General features: G+C 34.8%; 26 protein-coding genes. 9 read left to right on the top strand and 17 right to left on the bottom strand.

What is annotated here, in order from left to right; translation table 11 throughout:
• Positions 1 to 2: 2 nt before the first annotated feature.
• Complete coding sequence (dnaB, locus tag ACLHG9_RS11755) at positions 3 to 1,553, bottom strand: replicative DNA helicase (RefSeq protein WP_410221679.1); 1,551 nt, start codon at positions 1,551 to 1,553, stop codon at positions 3 to 5.
• A gap of 191 nt (positions 1,554 to 1,744) precedes the next feature.
• Here dnaB and rlmB point away from each other — a divergent pair, with 191 nt between their 5' ends.
• Entirely contained in the window at positions 1,745 to 2,512 is a 768-nt protein-coding gene (rlmB, locus tag ACLHG9_RS11750; protein WP_410221678.1) for a 23S rRNA (guanosine(2251)-2'-O)-methyltransferase RlmB, read from the top strand.
• Positions 2,513 to 2,515: 3 nt separating this feature from the next.
• On the opposite strand, the gene ACLHG9_RS11745 is transcribed toward rlmB, so the two are convergent.
• Positions 2,516 to 3,607, bottom strand: a complete 1,092-nt coding sequence (locus ACLHG9_RS11745) for a mannose-1-phosphate guanylyltransferase (protein WP_410221677.1) — start codon at positions 3,605 to 3,607, stop codon at positions 2,516 to 2,518.
• Between the two features lie 22 nt (positions 3,608 to 3,629).
• Entirely contained in the window at positions 3,630 to 4,595 is a 966-nt protein-coding gene (locus ACLHG9_RS11740; RefSeq protein WP_410221676.1) for an SIS domain-containing protein, read from the bottom strand.
• 87 nt (positions 4,596 to 4,682) lie between these two features.
• Here ACLHG9_RS11740 and recQ point away from each other — a divergent pair, with 87 nt between their 5' ends.
• Together recQ and kdsA are read left to right on the top strand one after the other, a co-directional pair.
• A complete protein-coding gene (recQ, locus tag ACLHG9_RS11735) occupies positions 4,683 to 6,872 on the top strand; it encodes a DNA helicase RecQ (protein WP_410221675.1) in 2,190 nt (729 codons plus the stop codon).
• 29 nt (positions 6,873 to 6,901) lie between these two features.
• A complete protein-coding gene (gene kdsA, locus ACLHG9_RS11730) occupies positions 6,902 to 7,711 on the top strand; it encodes a 3-deoxy-8-phosphooctulonate synthase (RefSeq protein WP_410221711.1) in 810 nt (269 codons plus the stop codon).
• A 38-nt stretch (positions 7,712 to 7,749) separates the two neighbouring features.
• On the opposite strand, the gene ACLHG9_RS11725 is transcribed toward kdsA, so the two are convergent.
• Positions 7,750 to 9,636 (bottom strand): OmpA family protein, encoded by a 1,887-nt coding sequence (locus tag ACLHG9_RS11725; RefSeq protein WP_410221674.1) that lies wholly within the window; start codon positions 9,634 to 9,636, stop codon positions 7,750 to 7,752.
• 35 nt (positions 9,637 to 9,671) lie between these two features.
• Positions 9,672 to 10,295: a 7-carboxy-7-deazaguanine synthase QueE gene (locus ACLHG9_RS11720; RefSeq protein ID WP_410221673.1), complete on the bottom strand. Its 624-nt coding sequence runs from the start codon at positions 10,293 to 10,295 to the stop codon at positions 9,672 to 9,674.
• A gap of 46 nt (positions 10,296 to 10,341) precedes the next feature.
• On the opposite strand from ACLHG9_RS11720, the gene ACLHG9_RS11715 reads away from it, so the two are divergent.
• Complete coding sequence (locus tag ACLHG9_RS11715; protein ID WP_410221672.1) at positions 10,342 to 10,677, top strand: Rieske (2Fe-2S) protein; 336 nt, start codon at positions 10,342 to 10,344, stop codon at positions 10,675 to 10,677.
• Here ACLHG9_RS11715 and ACLHG9_RS11710 read toward each other — a convergent pair.
• From ACLHG9_RS11710 to lepA, 4 genes are all read right to left on the bottom strand, one after another.
• Positions 10,670 to 11,089: a type II toxin-antitoxin system VapC family toxin gene (locus ACLHG9_RS11710; protein ID WP_410221671.1), complete on the bottom strand. Its 420-nt coding sequence runs from the start codon at positions 11,087 to 11,089 to the stop codon at positions 10,670 to 10,672. The genes ACLHG9_RS11715 and ACLHG9_RS11710 overlap by 8 nt on opposite strands.
• On the bottom strand, positions 11,089 to 11,355 hold the full coding sequence (locus ACLHG9_RS11705) for a DUF6364 family protein (protein WP_410221670.1): 267 nt from the start codon (positions 11,353 to 11,355) through the stop codon (positions 11,089 to 11,091). Before ACLHG9_RS11705 ends, ACLHG9_RS11710 begins: the two co-directional genes overlap by 1 nt.
• A 146-nt stretch (positions 11,356 to 11,501) precedes the next feature.
• On the bottom strand, positions 11,502 to 12,380 hold the full coding sequence (locus ACLHG9_RS11700) for a bifunctional 5,10-methylenetetrahydrofolate dehydrogenase/5,10-methenyltetrahydrofolate cyclohydrolase (RefSeq protein ID WP_410221669.1): 879 nt from the start codon (positions 12,378 to 12,380) through the stop codon (positions 11,502 to 11,504).
• Positions 12,381 to 12,428: 48 nt separating this feature from the next.
• The gene (lepA, locus tag ACLHG9_RS11695; protein ID WP_410221668.1) at positions 12,429 to 14,216 is read right to left on the bottom strand and encodes a translation elongation factor 4; all 1,788 of its coding nucleotides are present in this window, start codon (positions 14,214 to 14,216) and stop codon (positions 12,429 to 12,431) included.
• Between the two features lie 131 nt (positions 14,217 to 14,347).
• Between lepA and ACLHG9_RS11690 the strand changes: the two genes are divergently transcribed.
• The 3 genes from ACLHG9_RS11690 (at position 14,348) to ACLHG9_RS11680 (ending at position 16,750) form a co-directional block, all read left to right on the top strand.
• On the top strand, positions 14,348 to 15,025 hold the full coding sequence (locus ACLHG9_RS11690; protein ID WP_410221667.1) for a response regulator transcription factor: 678 nt from the start codon (positions 14,348 to 14,350) through the stop codon (positions 15,023 to 15,025).
• Entirely contained in the window at positions 15,022 to 16,278 is a 1,257-nt protein-coding gene (locus tag ACLHG9_RS11685) for a sensor histidine kinase (RefSeq protein WP_410221666.1), read from the top strand. Before ACLHG9_RS11690 ends, ACLHG9_RS11685 begins: the two co-directional genes overlap by 4 nt.
• A 61-nt stretch (positions 16,279 to 16,339) precedes the next feature.
• Positions 16,340 to 16,750 carry a PepSY-like domain-containing protein gene (locus ACLHG9_RS11680; protein ID WP_410221665.1) on the top strand — a complete coding sequence of 137 codons (411 nt, stop codon included), beginning with the start codon at positions 16,340 to 16,342 and terminating at the stop codon, positions 16,748 to 16,750.
• Between the two features lie 148 nt (positions 16,751 to 16,898).
• Here ACLHG9_RS11680 and ACLHG9_RS11675 read toward each other — a convergent pair whose 3' ends face one another.
• The 5 genes from ACLHG9_RS11675 to ACLHG9_RS11655 all read right to left on the bottom strand — a co-directional run bounded on the left by ACLHG9_RS11675 (position 16,899) and on the right by ACLHG9_RS11655 (position 23,571).
• Positions 16,899 to 19,073 (bottom strand): TonB-dependent receptor domain-containing protein, encoded by a 2,175-nt coding sequence (locus ACLHG9_RS11675; protein WP_410221664.1) that lies wholly within the window; start codon positions 19,071 to 19,073, stop codon positions 16,899 to 16,901.
• Positions 19,074 to 19,174: 101 nt separating this feature from the next.
• Positions 19,175 to 19,579 (bottom strand): hypothetical protein, encoded by a 405-nt coding sequence (locus tag ACLHG9_RS11670; protein WP_410221663.1) that lies wholly within the window; start codon positions 19,577 to 19,579, stop codon positions 19,175 to 19,177.
• 48 nt (positions 19,580 to 19,627) lie between these two features.
• Positions 19,628 to 22,171 (bottom strand): type I DNA topoisomerase, encoded by a 2,544-nt coding sequence (topA, locus tag ACLHG9_RS11665; protein ID WP_410221662.1) that lies wholly within the window; start codon positions 22,169 to 22,171, stop codon positions 19,628 to 19,630.
• Positions 22,172 to 22,247: 76 nt separating this feature from the next.
• Entirely contained in the window at positions 22,248 to 22,934 is a 687-nt protein-coding gene (locus ACLHG9_RS11660) for a hypothetical protein (protein WP_410221661.1), read from the bottom strand.
• Positions 22,935 to 22,953: 19 nt separating this feature from the next.
• Entirely contained in the window at positions 22,954 to 23,571 is a 618-nt protein-coding gene (locus ACLHG9_RS11655; RefSeq protein ID WP_410221660.1) for a PAS domain S-box protein, read from the bottom strand.
• A gap of 200 nt (positions 23,572 to 23,771) precedes the next feature.
• On the opposite strand from ACLHG9_RS11655, the gene ACLHG9_RS11650 reads away from it, so the two are divergent.
• Positions 23,772 to 24,290, top strand: coding sequence for a glutathione peroxidase (locus ACLHG9_RS11650; protein ID WP_410221659.1), 519 nt, complete (start codon positions 23,772 to 23,774; stop codon positions 24,288 to 24,290).
• A 24-nt stretch (positions 24,291 to 24,314) separates the two neighbouring features.
• Here the strand turns inward: ACLHG9_RS11650 and ACLHG9_RS11645 are convergent, their stop codons facing one another.
• A complete protein-coding gene (locus tag ACLHG9_RS11645) occupies positions 24,315 to 24,599 on the bottom strand; it encodes a helix-turn-helix domain-containing protein (protein WP_243362337.1) in 285 nt (94 codons plus the stop codon).
• Between the two features lie 134 nt (positions 24,600 to 24,733).
• On the opposite strand from ACLHG9_RS11645, the gene ACLHG9_RS11640 reads away from it, so the two are divergent.
• Positions 24,734 to 25,558: a cysteine peptidase family C39 domain-containing protein gene (locus tag ACLHG9_RS11640; RefSeq protein ID WP_410221658.1), complete on the top strand. Its 825-nt coding sequence runs from the start codon at positions 24,734 to 24,736 to the stop codon at positions 25,556 to 25,558.
• Between the two features lie 8 nt (positions 25,559 to 25,566).
• Here the strand turns inward: ACLHG9_RS11640 and ACLHG9_RS11635 are convergent, their stop codons facing one another.
• Both ACLHG9_RS11635 and ACLHG9_RS11630 read right to left on the bottom strand, forming a co-directional pair.
• The gene (locus ACLHG9_RS11635; protein ID WP_410221657.1) at positions 25,567 to 25,830 is read right to left on the bottom strand and encodes a YdeI/OmpD-associated family protein; all 264 of its coding nucleotides are present in this window, start codon (positions 25,828 to 25,830) and stop codon (positions 25,567 to 25,569) included.
• Positions 25,823 to 26,224 (bottom strand): hypothetical protein, encoded by a 402-nt coding sequence (locus ACLHG9_RS11630; RefSeq protein ID WP_410221656.1) that lies wholly within the window; start codon positions 26,222 to 26,224, stop codon positions 25,823 to 25,825. Before ACLHG9_RS11630 ends, ACLHG9_RS11635 begins: the two co-directional genes overlap by 8 nt.
• Between the last annotated feature and the right edge of the window lie 4 nt (positions 26,225 to 26,228).

Here is a 26,228-nt window from a genome sequence, read left to right as displayed (position 1 = left end):
AATTAAAATGGAGGTGGTTCATCATCATGCATGTCGTTCATACTTGATGGCCTGATGATGATATTACCTTGAGGTCGGTCAAAATTATCAGAAGGCATCAAACTACTGCTTTCAGAGAAACTGCTCTGTGGCATAAAGCCATCATCTAAATCAGCAAACTTAACATATTTACCAATAAAACGTAGCGGAACAATACCGGTTTCGCCATTACGGTGTTTGGCAATAATTACTTCGCCTACGCCAGCCATAGATCTGCCCTGTTCATCTTCGGTAATACCATAGTATTCTGGTCTGTATAAGAACAGAACCATATCGGCATCCTGCTCAATAGAACCAGACTCACGTAAATCAGATAGCATAGGTCTTTTGCCATTTTGCCCTGGTCTGCTTTCAACCGCACGGCTTAACTGTGAAAGGGCTAAAACAGGAACATCCAGTTCTTTGGCTACAGATTTTAAGGCTCTCGAGATACTACCTATTTCCTGCTCACGATTACCACCGCCTTCGCCTTTACCATGCATTAATTGCAAATAATCAATAATGATCATTTGTATATCATACTGAGATTTTAAGCGACGGCATTTAGCTCTGAACTCGAAAATATTTAACGCGGGGGTATCGTCAATTAAAAGGGGGGCCTCAGTTAAACGACCTATTTTACTATGTAATTGTTGCCATTCCCATTCTGCCAGATTTCCTTTTCTGATTTTTTCCTGTTCAATTTCGGCTTCTCCGGATATGAGACGGTTAACCAACTGAACAGATGACATCTCTAAGGAAAAAACCACAACGGGTTTTTGGAAATCTACACAGGCATTGCGTGCACAGCTTAAAACAAAAGCTGTTTTACCCATAGCAGGACGTGCGGCAATAATTACCAAGTCAGATTTTTGCCATCCTCCGGTAATTCTGTCTAAATCTGTAAAACCAGATGGTACACCTGTCAAACCATCGGTCTTTGTGCGCAACATTTCTAAAGTGGCCAAAGATTGTTTCATAATCTCGTCCATCTTTTGTGTATCTCGACGAAGGTTATTTTGGGCTATATCAAACAGATTTTTTTCAGCATGATCCAAGAGGTCGAAAATATCTGTGGTATCCTCATAAGCGTTATTGATGATCTCTGTAGAAATTCTAATCAATTCACGCTGTATGTATTTTTGAGAAATGATACGGGCATGATATTCTATGTTGGCAGCCGAAGCAACACGATTGGTAAGATTGGTAATATAATAAGCTCCACCAATCATCTCCAAGGTGCCGTTTTGCCTCATTTCTGAAGTTACGGTAAGAATATCTACGGGTTTAGATTTCTGAAAAAGGTTTTGTATGGCTTCAAAAATCTTTTTGTGGGCTTCCTGATAAAAAATTTCGGGTTTTAATATATCGATAACCGAAGAAAGTGCATCTTTTTCTAGCATTAGAGCTCCTAATACAGCTTCTTCCAGATCTACAGCCTGTGGGGGTAATTTACCTACCATATTTACTGTATTTGCAAGCCTGCTCTTTCTCGCAGATATATTCAGTTTGCCCTGTTCGTTATCGGTTGCCATAGTACAAATGTAGCTAAAAGTTACCCGTTTTGTTTTAAGAAGTTTTGCTCAGGTTGTCAACAACTTGATTGTGAAATCAATTAATTTTTATGGCTAAATCTCAAGACTATATGTTTGTAAACAATTTTGTGTGGATAAGCTAATAACTTCACAGATTTTAATCCTTACTTTTGCACACTAATAATTTTGAGATGGATAAGTTTAGAAAACCTCAGCGCAATAAAGAGAACAATGAATTTGTTTTTGGTATAAGAGCCGTAATAGAAGCAATTAAAGCAGGTAAGGATGTAGAAACCATCTATGTACAAAGAGGTTTATCTGGGGATTTGTTTATAGAACTAAAATCTTTATTGTTTGGTGGTTTAATACCTCTAAGTGTGGTGCCAATAGAGAAACTCAACCGCATGACACAGAAAAACCATCAGGGAGTTATTGCGGTAATGTCGCCCATTACATACCAAAACATAGAAGATATTATACCCACAATCTATGAGCAGGGAGAAACACCTTTAATATTAGTATTAGATAGTGTTACCGATGTAAGAAATATGGGAGCCATAGCACGTACGGCTGCTTGTGTTGGCGTACATGCTATTGTAGTACCGTTAAAAGGTGCTGCCCAAGTAAATGCCGATGCGATTAAAACTTCTGCAGGGGCCTTGTTTAATATACCGGTATGTAGGCATGCTAATTTGCATAAAACCTGCTTGTTTTTGCAAGAAAGTGGGCTGCAGCTTGTGGCATGTACGGAAAAAACGGACGATTTAATCTATAAGCCCGACTATAGCTTGCCAACCGCAATTATTATGGGATCTGAAGATGAAGGTATATCAAATGAACTGCTTAGGGTAGCAGATCATCTTGCAAAAATACCTATGATGGGCACCATAGAATCACTAAATGTTTCTGTAGCAGCAGGAGTAATACTTTATGAAGCAGTCAGACAAAGATCTTTGTAACCTTTAATTAAATTTACCTCCAAATTTAGTCTTTACATCCGCTACAATGTTCTTTACATTTTGTTCTTCTGCTCTGGGGCAGATGAGCAATGTGTTATTAGATTCAACAACAATATAATCGTGTAGCCCCTGTAAAATTACCAGTTTATCTTTGGGTACATTTACCATACAGTTGGCAGAATTATACATCATAACGTGCTCTGAAGGCATTACAGCATTACCTACATAATCTTTCTCAGCCATTTCATATATAGAGGCCCAGGTTCCTAAATCAGACCAGCCAAAATCTGCAGGAAGAACATATACATTTTCCGCTTTTTCCATAATGGCAAAATCAATTGAAATGTTAGTGCATAACTGATAAGCCTGAGCAATAAATTCTCTCTCTTTTAAAGTGTTATAATGCGGTTTTCCATTTTTAAAGATATCAAACATATCTGGCAAATGCTTTTCAAAAGCATTGATAACAGCTTGTGCCGACCAGATAAAAATACCTGCATTCCATAAGAAATCGCCACTTTGAATAAAAGATTTGGCTAATTCCAAATTGGGTTTTTCTGTAAAAATCTTTACCTTATGAATTTCTGTGTCGTTTTCTAAGGTATCATCTACATATTGTATGTAACCATAGCCTGTATCAGGCCTGTTAGGTTTTATACCTAAAGTAATTAGCGTATTGCTGCCAGAGGCCGCTTTCATGCTTTGCTCTATGGCTTTTAAAAAGGCTGGTTGGTTGGCTATGGTATGATCTGATGGAGCAACAACAATAACGGCTTCGGGATTAATTTCAGCAATCTTCATGGAGCCGTATGCTATACACGGAGCTGTATTCCGCATAATAGGTTCTGCAAGGATTTGATTATCTTTTAAAGCAGGCAATTGTTCTCTTACCAAATCTGTATAAATCTCGTTAGTAATTACGAAAATATTTTCTGCAGGACAAATCTGCAGAAATCTATCGTAGGTACTTTGTATAAGAGTTTTACCTACACCAAAAAAATCTATGAATTGTTTAGGGAATTCAGTTCTGCTGACAGGCCAAAATCGGCTACCGATTCCACCTGCCATAATCAAAGCATAATTGTTTTTATTCATAGCTAAGCGCAAATATAGGCTTTTAAATAATACCTTCCTGTAAAAGGTCGTGCATATGCACTAAGCCAAAGTATTCGCCATTTTTTGTTACCAATAGTTGGGTAATATTGTTGTTTTTAATAATCTCAAGAGCTAATAAAGCCAGTTCGTCATATTCAATCTTTTTAGGGTTTCTGTTCATGAGGTCAGAAGCTTTTAAATTGCTCCAATCGTTATATTTTTCTAACATTCTCCTGATATCACCATCGGTTATAATGCCAGCAATGTTATTGTTTTCAATAACAACAACAGCCCCCAGTCTGTTTTTACTTATTTCAATAATGATATCCTTAACAGATGCATTAGGATTGATACTTGGTTTCTCATTTTTAAGCGCTAAGTCACCTGCTTTAAGATACAAACGTTTACCTAAAGCACCACCCGGATGATATTTGGCAAAGTCGTCGGCTTTAAAGTTACGCGCTTCTAATAAGCAAACAGCGAGGGCATCGCCCATGGCCAACTGAGCAGTGGTGCTTGTAGTAGGAGCCAAATTTAGCGGGCAAGCTTCTTTACTTACTGTTGTATTTAAAATCCAGTCAGATTGTTTGGCCAAATCAGAATCAATTTGTCCTAGCATTCCTATCAATTTATTGCCTCGTTGTTTTAACAGAGGGGCCAATAACTTGATTTCAGGCGTATTTCCGCTTTTAGATATACAGAGAATAATGTCATTGTATTGTATAATGCCTAAATCACCATGTACGGCATCTGCAGCATGCATAAAAATTGCTGGTGTACCTGTAGAATTGAATGTGGCAACAATTTTTTGTGCAATAATTGCACTTTTGCCTATTCCGGTAACAATTACACGACCCTCACAATTTAAAATTTCGTTAACAACGGCAACAAAATCATCGTTTAAATAGTTTGTTAAGTTATAAATAGCTTCGGATTCTAACTTAAAAGTATTGGCCGCTAATTCTATGATAGATTTTTTACTTTCCAAAGAGAAATATTTAGTAAATTAATGCTTTAATTAATGCAAAATTATGTTATTTTGAATAATAAATAGCACACAATATTAAATACACAAATGGACGTTAAAAAGTCGTTATTTGATAATCTGCAAACTTTTTTTGGTTTCGATAACTTTAAAGGAGATCAGGAAGCAATTATTACGAATATTTTGGAAAGAAAAAACACTTTCGTAATAATGCCTACAGGAGGAGGTAAATCAATTTGTTATCAACTGCCTGCATTAATGAGCGAGGGAACAGCAATCGTTATTTCACCCCTCATCGCATTGATGAAAAATCAGGTAGATCAAATCAGGGCATTTGGAGGTAACGATAGCATTGCCCATTTTTTAAATTCATCTTTAACCAAGACAGAAATCAATCAGGTAAAATCTGATTTAATGTCAGGGCAAACAAAATTATTATATGTTGCACCAGAATCACTGGCTAAGGCAGAGAATGTAGAGTTTCTGCGTTTACTTAAAATTTCTTTTGTTGCTGTTGACGAAGCTCACTGCATCTCTGAATGGGGTCACGATTTTAGACCCGAATACAGAAAAATAAGACAGGTAATAGCGGGTTTAGGGAATGATATCCCAATCATTGCGCTTACGGCTACTGCAACACCTAAAGTTCAGCAAGATATTATCAAGAATTTAGGTATGACAGATGCTACACTGTTCAAATCTTCATTTAACAGACCTAATCTGTACTATGAGATCAGGCCTAAGCGTAATATCATCAAGGAAATTATTCGCTATGTAAAGTATAATCCGGGCAAATCGGGTATTATTTATTGCTTAAGTAGGAAAAAGGTAGAAGAAGTTGCTGAAACATTGAATATTAACGGTGTTAAAGCACTGCCATATCACGCAGGTTTAGAGCCTAAGGTCAGAGCTGAAACCCAGGATAAATTTTTAATGGAAGATGTTGAAGTAATTGTAGCTACAATCGCTTTTGGAATGGGAATAGACAAACCTGATGTACGTTTTGTAATACACCATGATGTACCTAAGAGTATGGAAGGCTACTATCAGGAGACGGGTAGAGCTGGTCGTGATGGAGGCGAAGGGGTTTGTATTGCCTTTTACTCTGAAAAGGACGTAGAGAAATTAGCTAAATTTATGAAAGATAAGCCTGTTTCTGAACGTGAAATAGGTACCCAGATTCTTAAAGAAGTGATCGATTACGCAGAATCTTCTGTATGTAGAAGAAAGCAGATTTTACATTATTTCGGAGAGAATTTTAACGAAACTGGTTGCAATAGCATGTGCGATAATTGTAAAAAAAGCAAACAGTATTTTGAAGCTGAGGAAAAACTTTCAACCCTACTGAAAGTCATTGAGAAAACAGGTGAGAAGTTTGATGATGTACACTTATTGAACATCTTTTTAGGTTTAGAAACTGCTCAAACTCTGGCATATGAGCATAGTAAACTTGCTGAATTTGGTTATGGAAAAGCTGATGGTGAAAATCTTTGGAAATCATTGATCAGGCAAGCTGTGCTGAATAATTTTTTAGCTAAGGATATTGATAATTATGGTTTACTAAAATTAACCAAAATAGGTAAGGATTTTATAGAAAATCCTTACAGCTTAAAATTTGTACTTAACGAAATTATAGATGCTACTGCAGAAGAAGATGATGAAGAAGTAAAACAAGGAGGTGGCGCCTTAGACAGTCAGTTGTTACAATTATTGAAAGATCTGCGTAAGAAGATAGCTAAACAAAAAGGTGTGCCGCCATTTGTGGTTTTTCAAGATCCTTCTTTGGAAGAAATGTGTACACATTATCCTATCACTACCGAAGAGTTGAAACAAATCTCGGGTGTGGGTAATGGTAAGGCCATTAAATTTGGTTCGCCTTTTATCGAACTGATTAAGAAATATGTAGAAGACAATGATATTGAACGTCCTGTAGATATGGTAATCAAAACCCAGGCAAACAAATCGGCACTTAAAGTCTCTATCATTCAGAATATAGACAGACAGATTGGCCTGGAAGACATAGCTCGCTCAAAAGGTATAACCTACACAGATATTTTAAAGGAAGTAGAAGCAATTGTAAACTCGGGAACCAAGTTAAACTTAACTTATTATGTTGACGAAGTAATTGATGAAGATCGTCAGGACGAAGTTTTTGATTATTTCCAATCGGCAGAAACAGATTCTATAGATGCAGCTTTGAAAGATTTAGGAGAAGCTGATTATACCAGAGAAGAAATTCAATTAATGAGAATTAAGTTTATGTCTGAACTGGGAAATTAATGCCCGAAATTTTAATATATAAAGATAACATGTTAAATATAGATAAATTGAAGCATCAGGATGGTAATAACTTTTTCCTGATGGCAGGTCCATGTGCTATAGAAGGAGAAGATATTGCCTTACGTATTGCAGAGAAGATTGTTGCGATAACCGATAAATTAAATATCCCTTATATTTTTAAAGGTTCTTATAGAAAGGCAAACAGAAGTAAAGGAAGCTCCTTTACAGGTATAGGTGATGAAAAAGCTTTAAAAATACTGGAAAAAGTAGGGAAGACTTTTGATGTTCCAACTGTAACTGATATACATGAAAGTGCAGAAGCAGCTATGGCTGCAGCTTATGTAGATGTATTGCAAATCCCTGCATTTTTATGCCGACAAACAGATTTGTTGATTGCAGCTGCTAATACTGGTAAAGTTGTTAATGTGAAAAAAGGCCAGTTTTTATCAGCTGGTTCAATGAAATTTGCTGTAGAAAAAATTGTAGAAGCTGGTAATTCTAATGTTATTTTAACAGACAGAGGTAATACTTTTGGCTACCAGGATTTAATTGTTGATTACAGAGGATTACCTGAAATGCAAGGTTTTGGTGTTCCGGTAGTGATGGATTGTACCCATTCATTACAACAACCTAATCAAAGTAGTGGAATTACAGGTGGTAAACCTGAACTTATTACTACTATTGCAAAAGCTGCAATTGCTGTAGGTGCCGATGGATTGTTTATAGAAACCCATCCTGACCCTGCAAATGCCAAATCTGATGGAGCAAATATGTTAAATCTGGCTTTACTTGAAGATTTACTGGTTAAACTCGTTAGGATAAGAGAAGCAGTTATTTAAAAACATAAAACCCCTGGGATTTTCTGGGGGTTTTATGTTTATATTTTGATTACTTTAAATTCAGTTCTGCGATTTCTGCTACGGCCTTCTTCAGTATCATTATTGGATTTAGGCATATTCTCTCCATAACCTTTATAGCTAAGCTGTTTACTACTAATTCCGTTGCTAATTAAATAATCATATACTGCTTTAGCCCTGTTTTCTGATAATTTTTGATTTGCTTTAAGGTCGCCTACATTGTCGGTGTGTCCTTGTATTTCAATTAAAAGTGTGGGATTAGATTTTAAGACTTCAGCCAAAAGGTTAAGTTCTACTAATGAAGCAGGTAGCAATTCGTATTTATTGGTATCGAAAAAAATGTTGTTGAGTGTTACATCAGCACCAACTGTAATTTTGTCTAACAGGATTTCAAAATTTACAGGTTTGTTGGCATCATCATTTCTAATGTTAAAGTGATGTGAATACATAAGATAACCATCAGCCAAAATATTAAATGCGTATTCTTGATTTACGGGCATAACGGCTATGAAATCTCCGGTCTCTGCATTTGTATACTCGTTATAAACAGCATTGTTTGTTTTTAGATTTACAATAAGTACAGATGCCTCAAGCATCTTCAGAGTTTGTTTGTCTTTAACCACACCTTTAACGTAGGTAACAGGTAAAGGTTTTATATTTTGAGGTAATTCGAGTTTATAAATATCTACGTTACCAAATCCTCCGCCCAAATCTGCTGAAAAATAACCTTCTTTGCCATCAGCAGATACAATAAAGCCTGTTTCATCATTGAAAGTGTTAATAGGATAACCAAGGTTTACTGGCTTACCGAAATTTCCATCATCCTGCAATCTGCTGTAATAAATATCTTTTTGCCCAAATCCAGGCCAGCCATCTGATGAGAAATAAAGTGTTCTCCCATCAACATGCATAAAAGGGGTAACCTCATCGTAAGGTGTATTGATGTTTGGACCTAAATTAGTAGGTTCTGTCCAGTTTCCATCGTCTTGCAAAGTGCTTCTCCAGATATCGTAACCTCCAAATCCCCCAGGTCTGTTACTCACAAAATATAAGGTATTTCCATCTGGGCTAATTGCTGGCTGTGATTCCCAGTGCTCAGAATTGATAGGTTTTCCTAGATTTAAGGGTTTGCTCCAACCGTTACCAGTTTTTTTTGAGATATAAATATCGCACCTGCCAAGTCCATCAGGTCGGTTACAACCTGTAAAGAACAAATATTTACCATCGGGAGATAAAGACTGCGCACCTTCATTAAAATTGGGAGTGTTAATGTTGTCGCTTAATGGCTGAGCCTGCTGCCATTCATTATTTTTCTTTTCAGATACATAAAAATCTTCATTACCTCTAACATTACGTGTAAAAATTAAGGTTTGCCCATCAGCGGTTAAGGCAGGAAAATAATCGCGGTATTCGCTGTTTATATAGAACCCCATGTTAAGGGGTTTATAAGGAACAGGTTTATTAATGGCCTCAATAGCAAAATCACAATCTGCCTGGTATTTTTTTGCTTTCTCTGTAAATTCTGTTGTTTTATTTTCTTTCTCTAAAAAAACAGAGAGTGTTTTTTTAGCAGCCGCATAATCTCCTGTTTGTAGCTCTAATTCGCCTAAGGTGAAATATAGAACATGATCGCTCACAGGAGCAACATTTACAGCCTGTCTAAAATTCTCTTTTGCTTTTTCATTATTCTTTAAACGTTTATAAAGCACGCCTAATTGTATGTAGGCAAGTTGAAACTTTGGATCGGCTTTAACTGCAGCATCAAGATTTTTAAGAGCCTCATCAAAAATATTTTGTCTTACAAATTGCTGGGCATCATCAAAGCTGTTCTGAGCTTTCCTTATTGGTGATTGAGCATTTACATGTAAAGCCAGGAGGCTTAAAAATATAAGGAGATAATTACGCATAGGATTGACAAATAAGCTATGCTAATGTATATATTTTAAGGGATATTCAGGAATTTATGTGTTTGTAAGGAAATTTCCCATTTGGGATTGTTCTTTACATATTCTACAATTAAAGGTGTTATTTCCTTTGCTTTAGACCATTCAGGTTGTAAATACAATTTACAGCTTTCAGATACGGTTTCAGCATATTTTTCTGCCCATTCAAAATCACTTTTATTAAAAACGATTACTTTTAATTCATTAGCAAAAGGAGTTATATCGGGGCGGGGGGCTTTGAATTTTTTTGGAGATAAACAGATCCAATCCCACTTGCCACTTAAAGGATAAGCACCTGATGTTTCGATAAAAGTAAGAATGCCCTTGTTTTGTAGCTGCGAAGTTAAATAATCTAAATTATAGATTAAGGGTTCGCCTCCTGTTACAACCACTGCTTTACCGGGATGTTGTACAGCATTATTCACAATGGCATCTGCAGAAGTAAGCGGATGTAGTTCAGCATCCCAGCTCTCTTTCACATCGCACCAATGACAACCTACATCACAACCTCCTAAACGAATAAAATATGCAGCTTTTCCGGTATTAAATCCTTCGCCTTGTATGGTGTAAAATTCTTCCATTAAAGGAAGTAAAGTGCCGTCTTCTGGAATTTGATGTGTCATTTTGTAAATTAGAGGGCAAATATACGCAATCGTTAATTTTCTCGGTATGAATTGGGTAAAGGTTTTGTCAAAACAGGAACTTATGGGGGCTGATTTTATCAGAATGGTTAAAGCAGATGGCAAAAAGATATGTTTAATAAAGCATGAAAATAAATTTTATGCTACACAGAATACATGTCCGCATGCTGGTGGCATTTTAAGTGGAGGATGGTGTAAAAATGGATATTTGATCTGTCCTGTGCACAGGTATGGATATAACTTAACAACAGGCAGAGGGGCAGAAGGGCAAGGAGATTATATTGATGTTTATCCTTTAGAAGAAAGAGCAGATGGGTTGTATATAGGATTAAAAGAAAGTATCTGGAAAAAATGGTTTAGCTGATCAGGCACCTGTCAAAAAAATCTTTACAGGAAAGAACGGTTATTTCAGAGAAATAAAAATCATCTATATCTTCTGTGATAATATAATTGCAGTTAACAGATAAGGCAGCATAATATTCTAGCCCATCTTCAAAATCATTGATTTTTTTATTATTTAATGTAGAAAATACATCATCGCTGTTGTGATTGGTTATTTTGATATGCCTGCACAGAATATCTATTTTTTGTTTGGCATTAGCCTTATTTTTCTTTTGAGCGAAATAAAAAGCAATAGCCAGACAAAGAGGAGAGGTATACACTTCAAATTTAATATGATTGGCCAAACTTAGTATTCTTGATGAATAAGTAAAGAGCGGGTATTCTTTATTCAGCACAGAAATCAAGACACTGGCATCTAAAAAGATACGTATCATTATTTAGGTTTTTTAGAAGAGAAAAACTCATCTTTTAAATCTTTTCTTGATGATTTTGCATTACGCTTATATTCTACTTCGCCCTCGGCAACCATATTTACCCAATCACTGATTGGAAAATCTTCTAAAGATTTATATTGATTGGAAGTAACTTGTGTAAGCAAGTGCTCAATTAAACGTGATAAACTGATGTTATGTTCATCCGCATATTTTTTAGCTCTTTCTATTACATTTTTATCAAAACTTAAAGTTAGTTTGGTATCCATATTTACTTTGTTGTTATCATAAACAAATATAAATAATTTACGTATTAATTTAAATTTTAACACGTATATGAAATTAGAGAAAAAGAAAAGCCAATAAAACAGATTATGATATTCTGTTTTATTGACCTCTTTTAGAATCTATTAAGTTAATAAATTGTTTTTTTAGCTGAGGCTAAAGTATTTTTTAATAAACCTACAATGGTCATTAAACCTACTCCGCCCGGAACAGGAGTAATGTATGATGTTGCTGGGGCAACATTATCGAAATCCACGTCGCCGTAAAGTTTAAAACCTGATTTGGTTTCATTAGAAGTTTCGCGGTTTATGCCAACATCTATAACAATAGCGCCCGGTTTTACCATATCAACAGTAATGAAATTCTTTTTACCTATAGCTGCTATAATGATGTCGGCTTGTAATACCTGTTCTTTTAAATCTTTGGTTTTGGAGTGCGTTAAAGTTACGGTGCAATTACCCGGATTGGTATTACGTGCCATCAAAATACTCATGGGACTTCCTACAATATTACTACGCCCAACCACAACACAGTGCATACCACTTGTATTTATTCCATATTCTTGCAACATTAACAAAATGCCATAAGGTGTAGCAGGAATAAAACAAGGAAGATTGCGCATCATTCTGCCTAAGTTAATGGGGTGAAAACCATCTACATCTTTTTTATAATCAATGGCTTCTGTAATTTTTTCAGGATCTATGTGCTTAGGAAGAGGAAGTTGTACAATCAGTCCATCAACATCAGAGTCGTTATTGATTTCAGTAATTTTATCTAAAAGTTCGGTTTCACTAACGGTAGTATCGTATCTGTATAATGAAGATTTAAATCCCACTTTTTCACAATTTTTCATTTTACTGGCAACGTAGGTCTCGCTACCACCATCGTTACCAACCAAAATAGCTGCTAAATGAGGTTTTCTTCCAGTATCGTTTAAAAAACGAACAGCCTCATCAGCTATTTGAAGCTTTATTTTTTCAGATACGTATTTTCCGTCTAATAATTGCATATTTTTGAGATGTAAGATGTGATTGACTATTTAAGTCTCAAATCTGGTTTAATCTAATTTTAATACTGCCATAAATGCAGATTGAGGTATCTCTACGTTACCTACCTGACGCATACGTTTTTTACCTTTTTTCTGTTTTTCCAATAGTTTACGCTTACGCGAAATATCACCACCATAACATTTGGCTGTAACGTCTTTACGTAAAGCACTAATAGTTTCACGAGCTATGACCTTAGCACCAATAGATGCCTGAATCTTAATCTCAAATTGCTGGCGAGGTAAAAGTTCTTTTAATTTTTCACAAATCTTTTTACCAAAATCATAAGCATTACTGCGGTGAATCAATGATGATAAGGCATCAACAGGTTCATCATTTAAACGTATATCTAAACGAACCAAATCTGATTTACGGTAGCCGATAGGATGGTAATCAAAAGAAGCATATCCTTTTGAAATTGTTTTTAATTTATCATAGAAATCAAAAACAATTTCGCCCATAGGCATTTCAAAAACCAGTTCAACCCTGTCTGCAGTTAAATATGATTGATTTACAATAATACCACGCTTTTGAATACATAAACTTAATACAGGGCCTACAAATTCTGCTTTGGTAATAATATTCGCTTTGATAAAAGGCTCTTCTACATAATCTATCTTGCTAGGATCAGGTAGATCTGAGGGGTTATTAACAATAACAAGCTCACCTTTTGAAGTGTATGCATTATACGATACGTTTGGCACGGTAGTAATTACCGTCATATTAAATTCACGTTCCAAACGTTCTTGAATAATTTCCATATGGAGCATACCCAAGAAACCACAACGGAAACCGAAACCTAATGCCGCTGAACTTTCAGGTTCGAAAACAATGGAAGCATCGTTGAGCTGCAGCTTGTGCATACTCTCTCTCAGCTCTTCATAATCTTCTGTATCTACAGGGTAAATACCTGCAAAAACCATTGGTTTTACCTCTTCAAAACCTTGTATGCCTTCATTTGATCCATTTTCTACAGTGGTAATGGTATCACCAACTTTTACTTCACGGGCTTCTTTTATACCTGAAATAATATAGCCTACATCACCGGTTTTAATGACATCTCTTGGGGCCATATCTAATTTTAAGACACCAACCTCATCAGCAATGTATTGCTTGCCCGTATTGATAAATTTTACTTTATCTCCTTTTTTGATTTTGCCGTTAACTACCTTATAGTAAGCTATAATACCTCTAAATGAGTTAAAAACGCTATCAAAAATTAACGCTTGTAATTCACCATCAGGATTACCCTTTGGAGCGGGAACACGTTCTACAATGGCTTGTAGAATATCAGAGATACCCATTCCTGTTTTACCGGAAGCAGGTATGATATCTTCGCGTTTGCACCCAATTAAATCTATAATCTGATCTTTTACTTCTTCGGGCATTGCACCCGGAAGATCCATTTTATTTAGAATAGGAATAATCTCTAAATCATGTTCTAAGGCCAGGTATAAATTGGAAATGGTTTGAGCTTGAATACCTTGAGATGCATCAACAATCAATAATGCACCCTCACAAGCTGCGATAGAACGTGAAACTTCATAAGAAAAATCTACGTGACCGGGAGTATCAATTAAATTAAAAATGTACTCTTCACCATTAAGTTTATAGTTCATTTGTATGGCATGGCTTTTTATAGTTATACCACGCTCACGCTCAAGATCCATATTATCTAATAATTGAGCTTGCGCTTCCCGCTGACTTATGGTGTTTGTAAATTCTAATAAACGGTCGGCCAAGGTACTTTTACCATGGTCTATATGTGCTATAATGCAGAAATTACGTATATTTTTCATCTTTGTGCAAAGATAATTTTTTTAGCTTAATAATTATGCTTCAATCTATCTTGCGAAGCAAAAAATCCTTGAAGAGATTTAAAAAGGAAACTGTAAATTGGTACTGTTATAGAGAACGTAGTTTTATAAAGATGAAAGTTTTAATCATTGAAGATGAAAAAGCATTGTTAGATAGTATTTTAACTTATTTTACCGATGATGGTACTTTATGTGAAACAGCAGCTGATTTTTTATCTGCATCTGAAAAAATAGCTTTATACGATTACGACTGTATCATACTTGATTTAGGTTTACCAGACGGTGATGGGTTAAGTCTTTTAAAAGAAATCAAACGGCAAAGCAAGCCTGATGGAGTACTGATTATTTCTGCAAAGAATTCTTTGGATGATAGGTTGATTGGCTTAGAAATAGGTGCAGATGATTATTTGGTTAAACCTTTCCATCTTTCAGAGCTGAAAGCCAGAGTAGCTGCTATTGTAAGACGTAAGAATTTTAACGGCAACAAGATTATTCACTTTAACGAGATTGAGGTTGACCTTTCTTCATTTAATGTTCTGGTAAATGAAACACAGGTAGCTTTAACTAAAAAGGAATTTGATCTATTAGTTTATTTTCTTGCCAATAAGGCTAAAGTCGTTTCTAAAAATGCCATAGCAGAACATTTATGGGGAGATGAAATAGATATTGCAGATGATTTTGATTTTATCTACACACATATTAAGAATCTACGCAAAAAACTTTTGGAAGCAGGCTCAAAAGACTATTTAAAATCGGTTTATGGTATAGGTTACAAATTTGGCGTTATATGAAACTGGCCAATCAATATAATAAGGTTAATTTATTGGTTTCTATACTTATATTGCTCTTAACGGGCATTGTATATTATCTTCTTATACACTTTATTTTAACTAAAAAACTGGATAGAGACCTTATGACAGAAGAAGATGAGATACGACAATATGTAGCTAATTATCATAGCTTACCCTTGCTAACCAGTTTTATAGATCAGGAGGTTTTGTATAAAATTACAACGCTGCCACCTTCAACAGAAAGAGTATTCAGAAATACGATATTTTATGATAAACGGGAAAAAGAAACCGAACCTGGAAGAAGCTTGACTACGATTATACCGGTAAATGATACTTTTTACGAGGTTACAATTATAAAATCAAGGGTAGAAGCAGAAGATTTGGTGAGGCTAATTCTTTTGGTTACAGTTTGCATTACAGGTTTATTATTACTGGCATTGTGGATTATTCATCGTTTTTTGTTGAACAGGTTGTGGCAACCGTTCTATGGTGTATTAAACCAGATGAAAGCCTTTAGCATTAAACAAAATGCTGAGATCAATTATATAGAAACCAATATAAATGAATTCAACGAGTTAAATCGTTCAGCCATAATGATGGCAAATCAGGTAAATCAGGATTATAAAGAACTCAAAAACTTTACAGACAATGCATCACATGAAATGATGACTCCTCTTGCTATTGTTAACTCGAAATTAGATAGTTTATTACAAACAGAAAAATTGACAGAACAGCACGTACTCATCATAACTGATATTTATGATGCTATAGCGCGTTTAACCAAATTGAATCAATCATTATTATTATTAACCCAAATAGAGCATAACCTTTTACCAGATGTTCAAGAAATAGATATTGAAGAATTGTTTGTTGAGAAATCGAAACAATTTAGCGAATTGATATTGAAAGCAGGTCTTCGTTTTTATATGCAGCAAGCTTCCTGTAAAGTTATGATGAGTAAGTATCTGGCAGAAATACTGTTAAATAACTTATTGGTAAATGCCATTAAATATAGCCCTATGGGCGGAGATATTTTTGTAGTATTACAAGCTCATGGTTTTTCCTTAATGAATACTGCAGCTGAAGGTGCGTTGGACACCAGGTATTTCAAACGATTTGAGAAATCTTCCAATTCAACTGGAACAGGGCTAGGATTAGCCATTGTTTTTCAAATCTGTAACCTCTACCATTTTGATTTTAGCTATAGTTTTGAAGAAAAACAACATCAATTCAACATCTTTTTTAAAAAATAAGTAGCTACAGAATTGCTTCATAATTGTGGATTAACTTAGGATAAAGTTTAGAAATTAAATTATGAAAAAAGGAATTCAATTAATGTTAGCCTTAGGAATTATGGCTATAGGTGCAAATGCACAAAAAGTAAATGAAAGTAAAGTTCCTGCAAATGTTAAATCTGCATTTCAGAAAGCTCATCCAGGTGTAACAGGGGTAAAATGGGAAATGGAAAAAGATAATTATGAGGCAGCCTTTACAGCAAATGATGTTAAAACTTCTGAAGTTTACAATGCTAAAGGTCAGCTTCAGGAAACAGAAGTAGCCTTAAGGTTTAATGATCTACCCGAAGCGGTAAGAGCCAAATTAAAAGGTTTAAAAGTAACTGAAACAGCAAAGATTACCAAAGCTAACGGACAAGTGGTATTTGAAGCAGAAGTAAAAGGTAAAGATTTGCTTTTTGATGAAAAAGGCAATCTAATAAAACCTTAACCTAAAAGGGGCCTATCTCAAATTCTTAAGAATCGTCATTCTGAACTTGTTTCAGAATATTAAATATTTTGCAGAGATACTGCAAAGATGCTCTAAGATAAATTCAGGGTGGCGATCCCTTTTTGAGATAGGCCTTTTTTGTTGCCCGTTACTTAGCAAAAGGAGTAAATTTAAGGGCTAAATTGATTACTCTTCCGTCAATAGGTGCCCATAATACTTTATAATCAGGATTTTTAATATTTCCAGTATAAACGGGTTCATATTTGCTCTGACGTTTATCCAATAAATTCTCTCCATTTAAAACAACACTGAATTTAGGACCGAATTTTCTTTCTATCATTCCGGCCATAAAAACATAATCATGTGTTTTGCTATAATCATCTCGGTATTGAATTCCATTGTACGATGCTTCTATTCCAAATCTCCATTCATTTTCTACTTCATAAACTAGTGTAGTCGCAGCCCTGTTTTTAGGAGTGTAAGGCATAAACCGATTCGAGCTTAAATAAGTACGCTTGGCATCTGTAAAGGTGTAACCGAAATAGATTTCCCAATCTTCTAATTTAAACTGTACATAGGTATCAAATCCTTTGGTAACTATAGGTTTTGTTGCATTGAAAAAACCTAAATTACCATTAAGCTGTTCATAACCAATAAAAGGATGCCTGATGCTGGTGATAAAGAATGCCTGGTTAATAAAGAGGCTATGCTCATTATCCCATTCTAATTTAAAATTGCCTTCAATATTTGCGCCTAATGATTTCTCTGTTCCAGCATTGGCATTAAGTGCATCGATATTGATGATGTCAAAATCTTTATTCTGTGGCGTAAGCGGGTTTGGTGTTTTGTAACCTGTACCTAAACCTGCCCTAAATCCCCATAATTTATTTAGTTGATGAAATAAAGCAATCCTTGGTAATAGGTAAGTACCATAATCATTATGATCTAACCTTAAACCAGTTTCCAGTTTAGTACTCTCTAATATTCTCCAGTTGTCTTGCGCAAAAATACCTATGGTATTGTTTTTGAAATTTCCAATAGGTACAGGCGTATTTACAGAAGGTTTAAAATTATTGCCAACGGCATTTATGCCAACAATTAGAAAATGTTTACCCAGTGCAGCGGAAAGAGATGCTTCGGCATAATAATCAAGTTGAGACCCGTTAAAACTATAAATGTTGGTATAGATGTTACGATTAAAATTGCTTAAAGAAGCTTTGACGTTGGCCGTTAGGTTTGTACCCAATCGGTCATCGGCCATTAAAGTAAAAGTGTTTCTTGAAAGCTTGTTCTCTTCAAAATAAGGGTGGTCAGCATTGCCCTGGTGTTTAATTGCAATCATGTCTCCGCCAAAACGTTTTTCAAAATTACCAGACCAACCTAAAGAAATGCTACTTTGTTCTGATGGATAGAAAAACAATACCGGATGTATTAAAGTACTTTTTAGCTTTGGTACGTCACTTAAACCATCTTTATCTACATCAACTTCATGTTGTAAAGTTTGTCCTGCAAATAGAGTTAAACCCATATTTTTCCAACGTTGACCATAATAAGCGTTTAAATTGAACTCTTTGAGGGTAGAACCATTTAAAACGAATGAGGCATCCGGTTTAAAACTGGGCTTTTTAGAAATAAAATTTACCAAACCACCAATTGCGCCGCCGCCATATAGAGTAGAAGAAGATCCTTTAATCAATTCTAGTTGTTTCAAATCGAGAGGAGGAATAGATAATACCCCAAACCCACCTGAAAAGCCATCAAATAAAGGCATTCCATCTCTAAGCATTTGTGTATACTTTCCATCTAAACCCAATATCCTGATATTAACATTGCCCGATGTAGCTGACGATTGTTGAATTTGGACACCACTAATATCGCCTAATATACTGGCTACATTTGCTGGCTTAACACTGCTTTCCTCATTCATCTCTTCTGAACCCAGTACCTCAACTTTTGTAGTAGCGTTTTCAATGCGTTCGTTACTTCTGGTAGAAGAAACAATGGTTACCTCATTTAAGATTGTGTGATCTATTTTTAGTAAAACTGTATGTGTACTTGTATCGGCTTGTTTAATGAACAGCAGCTGATTTTGATAACCTATATAACTAATTTCTAATGTGTCTGTAGAGATTTTGGTGTTGAAAACTGCTAAGCCATTTTTATCGGTTTGTACGGCATTTTGACGATTGATTCTACTAACTATAGTAGCGCCAACTATAGGAGTACTATTTTCGGCATCTTTAACTACAATTTTAGTCCTGCTTTGCGCAAAAACTGAAATTGAAATAATGGAAAAATAAATCAGTAAGGCTATTCTTTTCATTTTCTTGAAATTTATAACGCAAATAAATCACAAGAATCTGGTTGAATTCTGTAGCTGAATAAAGAACTGAGGTTAGAAATTCTAGTAAGAACTATTATTTTCTATTTGATCATTACACCTGGTTTGTTAATCAAAGGGATACGAATTAAATTGGTATCTACGATGCTTTCCGGTAGGAAAATAAATTTTTTATCATAGATGGTACCGTTAATGTAATAACTTAACCAGTATTCATTTGTTAATCCAAAAACAGCGGTATCGATGGCCTCAACACCAGCATAGCTTTTAGCATTCACATCGCCAATGAAATGGCGTAGGGTAGAGGTTTTTACCTGTCTGCCATCTTTTTCTCCATATCCTTTGGAACTGATCAGAACATTAGCTATAGGCTCATTTTTTAAATTAAGGAGATAAACTGTCCAGTTTTTTACTTCAGGGCTTTCTTCCATCAATACAATGGCTATGGCAACGTCTTCAACAATATTCTCAGGTAAATCTTTTTTCATTTTATATTTATTCGTCATGCTGGATTTGTGTTAACATGACGATTTAATTTATTTTTTCTTTGCAGCAGTTTTTTTGGCCGTTGCTTTCTTTTTCGGTTCAAAAGCATCGGGTTTTTGTGCAATAATAAGTTTTTTTACCTCTTCCAGAGAGATAGATGAAAGTTCTTCAGCGGTAAACTTCTGTTTAGTAACAGGATTATTTCCTAATTTTAGCATTTCCTTGCCAAAACGAATGAAAGGTCCCCAACGGCCATTTTCTAATGCGATTTTGTCACTTGGCCATTGCTGAATGAACCTGTTGTTTTCTTTTTCTATTTTTTTGCTGATCAGCTCTTCTATCTCATTTTGAGAGAGATTGTTGAAATTATAAGCTTTAGGTACATTGATAAACAAATCGTTCCATTTAATAAACGGTCCGAAGCGACCTGTGCCTTTTGTTACAGGCATATTTTGATAAGAGCCAATAGGTGCATCAGCATCAATTTTTTCATTGATAATTGCTCTTGCTTTTTCATTATCAATACTTAAAGGATCAATGTTTTTTGGAGCTGAGATAAAAGTATCGCCCCATTTTACATAAGGTCCAAATCGCCCTATTCCAACTGAAACTTCTTTGCCTTGGTAATCTTCTAGTTGAAAAGGTAACTTAAATAAGTCTAAAGCTTCTTCAAGTGTTATTGTACCAATTGATTGTGTTTTAGTTAAACTTGCATAACGAGGTTTATCGTTTTCATTATCGCTTATTTCCCCAATCTGTACAAGGGGACCAAAACGTCCTACTTTAGTGTATACGTTTTTACCGGTTTCGGGGTCTATACCCAATAAACGCTCGCCGGTAGCCCTGTCAGCATTTTCAATGGTATTTTCAACTTCATCATGAAAAGGACCATAAAAAGCATGTAGCATCTTGGTCCAATTTTGTAATCCCTGAGCTATTTCATCAAATTGTTTTTCAACTTTAGCAGTAAAGTTGAAATCAACAATTCCTTTAAAGTGCTCTACAAGAAAGTCATTTACTACTTCTCCTATGTCTGTAGGAAATAGTTTAGCTTTTTCTGCACCTGTGATTTCAGATTTTTTATGTTTGCTAACCTGATTTTTACTTAAAATAAATGCAGTATAATCTCTTTTTTTACCTTCCCTGTCTTCCTTAACCACATATCCACGATTTTGAATGGTAGATATGGTAGGTGCGTAGGTTGATGGACGACCAATGCCTAGTTCTTCTAATTTTTTTACTAAGCTGGCCTCTGTATAACGTGCCGGTGGACGAGAGAAACGCTCTGTAGCAGCCATTTCGTTTAACATTAAAGGCTGGTTCTTAGCTAATGGGGGTAAAAGATTGTTATTTTCATTATCCTCATCCTCATCGTCAGTAGATTCCAGGTAAACTTTAAGGAAACCCTCAAATTTTAACACTTCTCCTTCAGCTACAAATTCTTCTTTTCGTGTGTTTACACCTATATTTATGCTTGTTTTTTCAAAAATTGCTTCGCTCATTTGAGAAGCAATCGCTCGTTTCCAGATCAGCTCGTAGAGGCGTTTTTCAGCATTATCTCCATTAATGGTATGCTGATCAAAATAGGTAGGCCGAATGGCTTCATGGGCTTCTTGCGCACCTGCTGTTTTGGTTTTATATACACGTGGCTGGTGATATTTTTCACCGTATGATGACTTGATTTCTGCTGCTGCTGCTGCAATTGCCGTTTCAGATAAGTTTACTGAATCGGTACGCATATAAGTAATCTTACCGTTTTCATACAAACGCTGAGCAATTTGCATGGTACGTGCTACCGAAAAACCTAATTTTCGGGATGCTTCCTGTTGTAAAGTTGAAGTAGTGAAGGGAGCAGCAGGGTTACGTTTTGCCGGTTTTACCTCAAGACTGGTTACGTTAAAGACAGCATGAATACAATCGTTGAGGAATTTTTCTGCATCCTCGGCTTTGGCAAAACGCTGAGGTAATTCAGCTTTTATCAGTTCTTTACCTTTTTCAGTGCTAAACTGTGCGGTTACCTTAAAATCGGCAGTAGATTTGAAATGATTGATTTCACGTTCTCTGTCTACAATTAAACGCACGGCAACAGATTGTACGCGTCCGGCAGATAAAGAAGGTTTTACCTTTTTCCATAGTACAGGAGAAAGCTCAAAACCTACTAAACGATCTAATACCCTACGTGCTTGTTGTGCGTAAACTAAATTATAGTCTATATTACGGGGTGTTTCTATTGCTTTGAGTATAGCCGGTTTGGTAATCTCATGAAATACAATACGTTTTGTATTTTGTTCTTTTAAGCCTAAAGTTTCGAATAAGTGCCATGAAATAGCTTCTCCTTCACGGTCTTCATCGGATGCTAACCAAACTGTTTCGGCAGTTTTAGCTAATTTCTTAAGTTCGGCAACCACTTGTTTTTTATCGGCCGGAACTTCATAGGTTTGGGCAAAATTATTATCAATATCAATCCCCATGTCATCTTTAACCAAATCACGTATGTGGCCATAGCTCGATTTAACTAAGAAATCTTTACCTAAATAACCTTCTATGGTTTTGGCTTTCGCCGGAGACTCAACAATTAGTAAATTTTTTGCCATTCAAGAACTTTTTCTGCAAATAAAGGATAAAATAGACCAAATTCAAAAACTGAACCTGCATTTTTGCTGAAAAAAGTTATTTATAAGTATTTAATTGCATTTTATAAATAAAACCCTTTTTTATTTTACCTGAAGAAATCTCTTTATCAATAGCTCTAACTTCTTTGGAGATCAGGCCTACTTCCTTAGCGTACTTTTCTATATAAATATCTTCACGTATAAAGTTTACCTCATTAATTTGTTCAACCGTAAGGGTATGGTTAAAATTTAAGGAATTCACAGACTGTTTTTCATCTAATTGCGTAATAGTATAATCCCAATGTTCAAGATCATTATATAAATTTCCGTTCCATTTTAAATTTAAAACAGGGGGGAAGACCAATCTTATATATCTTCGGTTATCTAAAAATTCTTCAGCTCTGTTACTCGTTACTTTACGGGAAATAACTTTTTGGAAAGACCAGTCTGTAGTTCCTGATTTTTTATACCGTTCAATACGATAAGCCGTATTACCAGTTGCATCAATGTATTTATTGGTAACTGTATCTTTTATTAAAAACTGATATTTAGTGATGGAATTGTTAAAGTCATTATATACCGTTGAGTCTACATTATAAATATTTACACTATTTTCTTTTAAGGGATAGTACTGTAAATCCATATCTAAAGCCGGTGCATTTTCATGCTTGTTACATGATAAAAGTATTGCAACAGCTAAAGCATATAAACAGATATATTTAAAAAATGGCTTTTGAACAGTCATTATTTCAAATATAAACTAATTAGTTATAATTATTTTTTATAATTTCTAAATCTCGGGTTAAAATTCTACTGTAATTATCCAAAAGACTAGCAGAAGATTTCAGGTAGGTAATTAACTTTTCAAAATCTTCTTTGTTAGCTGGTTTTTCGTGTAATAAATTGGTAATACTTAATATTTGCGTAATGGGTTGCCTTAATTGATGTGATACTTGATGTAACAATAGGCTTAATTCTTGTGCCTGTCTTTCTTTTTTAGCCTCAGCTTCTTTCTTTTCATTAATAAGTGTTCTTATAGAAAAGTAGTGATGAGTTTTTCCCTTATCATTGATAATGGGGATAATAATGGTATCTACCCAGTAATAAGTGCCATCTTTACTTTTATTTCTTACTTCCCCTTGCCATATTTTACCATTACCGATAGTGCGCCACATGTGCTTAAAAAAATCGCGGTTATGGTAAGAAGAATTAATAATATTGTGATTAGAGCCGATTAACTCATTTTCATGATAACCAGATATTTCACAAAATTTCTTATTCGCATAAGTAATGATACCTTTTAAATCTGTTATTGAACAAATAACATTTTGGTCTCCAGTATCGTCTGTTGATCTGTCTAATAGCAGTTCTAAATTTTTCACACTTAGCATTTCGAGGTTAAAAATAAGGAAAGCTTTGTTACTGCGTTAGCAAAGAAGAGATCTTCTATTTAAAGAAAAACCAATTTTTGTATAATGTATTGATATTCAGTGTCGAATCAAGATTCTTTTTTTGTAAAAAAAATGATGAACTAAAAAACATATAAAACGTTTATCTTTATATATAATTAAAAAGATGCATTATGATAAACACATTGTTAATCTTATTAGGATTAATGCTTAATCCTAATCCACCTAAAAGTATTTATGACTTTTCTTTCAAAACATTAGATGGAAAAGAGATCAAACTTTCAAAGTTTAAAGGAAAAAAGATACTGATCGTAAATACGGCTTCTAAATGTGGTTACACTCCACAATATGAAGATCTTGAAAAACTACATAAACAATATGGTAATAAGGTGGTGCTGATCGGTTTCCCTTCTGCTGATTTTGGAGGTCAGGAGTTAGGTACTAATGCAGAAATTAAAGAGTTTTGTACAGGAAAGTATAATACTACGTTCTTGATAGCAGAAAAAGGCGAGGTAAAGGGCGAACGTATTTCTCCTTTGTTTCAATATTTAACTACCCAGTCTAATCCTGATTTTACAGGAGATATTAAATGGAATTTTGAAAAATTTTTAATAGATGAAAAAGGGCAGCTTATTCACAGATACCGATCTGCTGTAAAACCTTTAGATGAGCAGATTACGAAGAACTTTTAAAGTTATGATAGAGAGTTGAGAATTCTAAATAATTTTCAACTCTTTTTCTTCTTGATCTTTTCTGATGAGTATTAACCGAGAGGTTGTAGGATCGGAAATAAAACGTTCGTATTCCAAACAACGTGCGAAATAGTATAGTTCCATTCCATAGAATTCTGCGATCTGTTGAGCCACATCCATTCGTAACATAGTTAAGTTCTGTTCAAGTTTTGCGTAGGTTGAACGTTCCATGTTAAGTGCTTTAGCTACATTACTTTGAGAGACTTTCTTGATGTTTCTGAATATTCTTAACGTTTTTCCTATATCCATGATGAGTTAATTTAGCTGCTTTAATATATTAAATATATTGAAAAAACCAAAATTGTGAAAAAAAATCACAAATCTTTGTTTGTCATAACTTAATTTATAGTTTAGGTTATACCTAACTAACCAAACTTAAATTTATGTTACTACGTCCTAAAGAAAACGCTTTGGCGGTAACGCAACTTCTTCTAAAGAATATAGATGCCAAGATTAGTTATGATTCTTTAAAGAAAGCTTTATACGACCATCCTGAATACCCTAGTTTATTAGCCATTAGTGATGTTTTGAATGAATATCATATCCATAATGAAGCCTACCAGATTAAAAAAGAAGAGTATAAAGCGGAAGATATGCTTTTCCCTTTTATTGCACATGTGAACAGCAAAGGAGGAGTATTTATGTTGGTACATCATATTAACGATGGGAAAGTGACATTTAGTAACGAAAAATCGAAAAAATCAATTATACCTGAAAAGGATTTTATACAGCAATGGTCTGGAATTGCCTTATATGCCAGAGTAACTCCTAATAGTGGTGAGACAAGATATTATGAAAAACAATTTCTCGCTAATTTAAAAACGCTTGGTAAACCCCTGTTCATCTTAACGCTCTTATCTACCTTATTTCTTGGATTAAATTTACAAATTTTAGTTCCAGGGTATTATATCCTGTTATTGGTAAAACTATTAGGAGTTGGCATATGTGTTTTATTGCTTGCACATAGTATTGATGCGAATAATCCATTTGTTAGAAATCTTTGTGGTTTAGGTAGTAAAAATAATTGTAATGCTATACTAAAATCTGATGCAGCCAAAATAAACGAATGGTTGAGCTGGAGTGAGGTAGGTTTCTTTTATTTTATGGGATCATTTCTGGCTTTATATTTTAATCCTTCATTAATGCCCTATAGATTTTCAACTTTAGAAGAGTCATATTCAAAACAAAAGCTGCTTCATGCGAAGTAGCTGAATTTTTACTTTTCACTGGGATTTTTCTTACCTGAAAGTAGTTTTTCTACTGTTTTACTTACTCTTTCATTCCTTGTTTTTTCCTGCTTGGCGCTTAAAACCCAAAGCACGTATTCTTTTTTATTGCTATAAGATAAGCTTTCAAAAAATGAAATAGCCATAGGATGCAGTTTTAGAACCTCCGTGAGGTAAGGAGGTAGTTTTACAGTCCTGTTGGCAATATCAATATAATCGCCATATTCACTTTTCTGGATATCCTCATTAGCCAAACCCGATTTTTTGCTTTGCCCTTCTTTTTTTTATGCGTAGTGCAGTCCAGGTTTCATCAATTGCGGCAGAAGCACAGGGTTCAACTTTATAATTTTTTAAGTCTTCCAAATTTTGCATTAAATTCAAATCTGTAGGAATACTACCCTTACTTTTAGGATAGATTAGCCAGCAAATGGTCTTATCATTAATAGAAGAAGCAACTTTTTCCAATTGCAAATAGAGCTCTTTGCGGTTTTTGGCAAAAATAAAGAAAGCATCTGCTGATGAAATAAATTGATTTTTAAAACTTATATCTGTTGGAACCACTCCAAAGTTTACAGAATGTTGTTCGTTAATAACAGAAACACAAAACCCTGGTTTGATCTGTAATTTTTTCAGTAGTTTATTTTCCATTAGC

This window comes from Pedobacter sp., from assembly GCF_046462515.1.
GTDB lineage: Bacteria > Bacteroidota > Bacteroidia > Sphingobacteriales > Sphingobacteriaceae > Pedobacter.
Note: the sequence above shows the minus strand (reverse complement) of the source record. Positions and strands in the feature narration are given on the sequence as shown.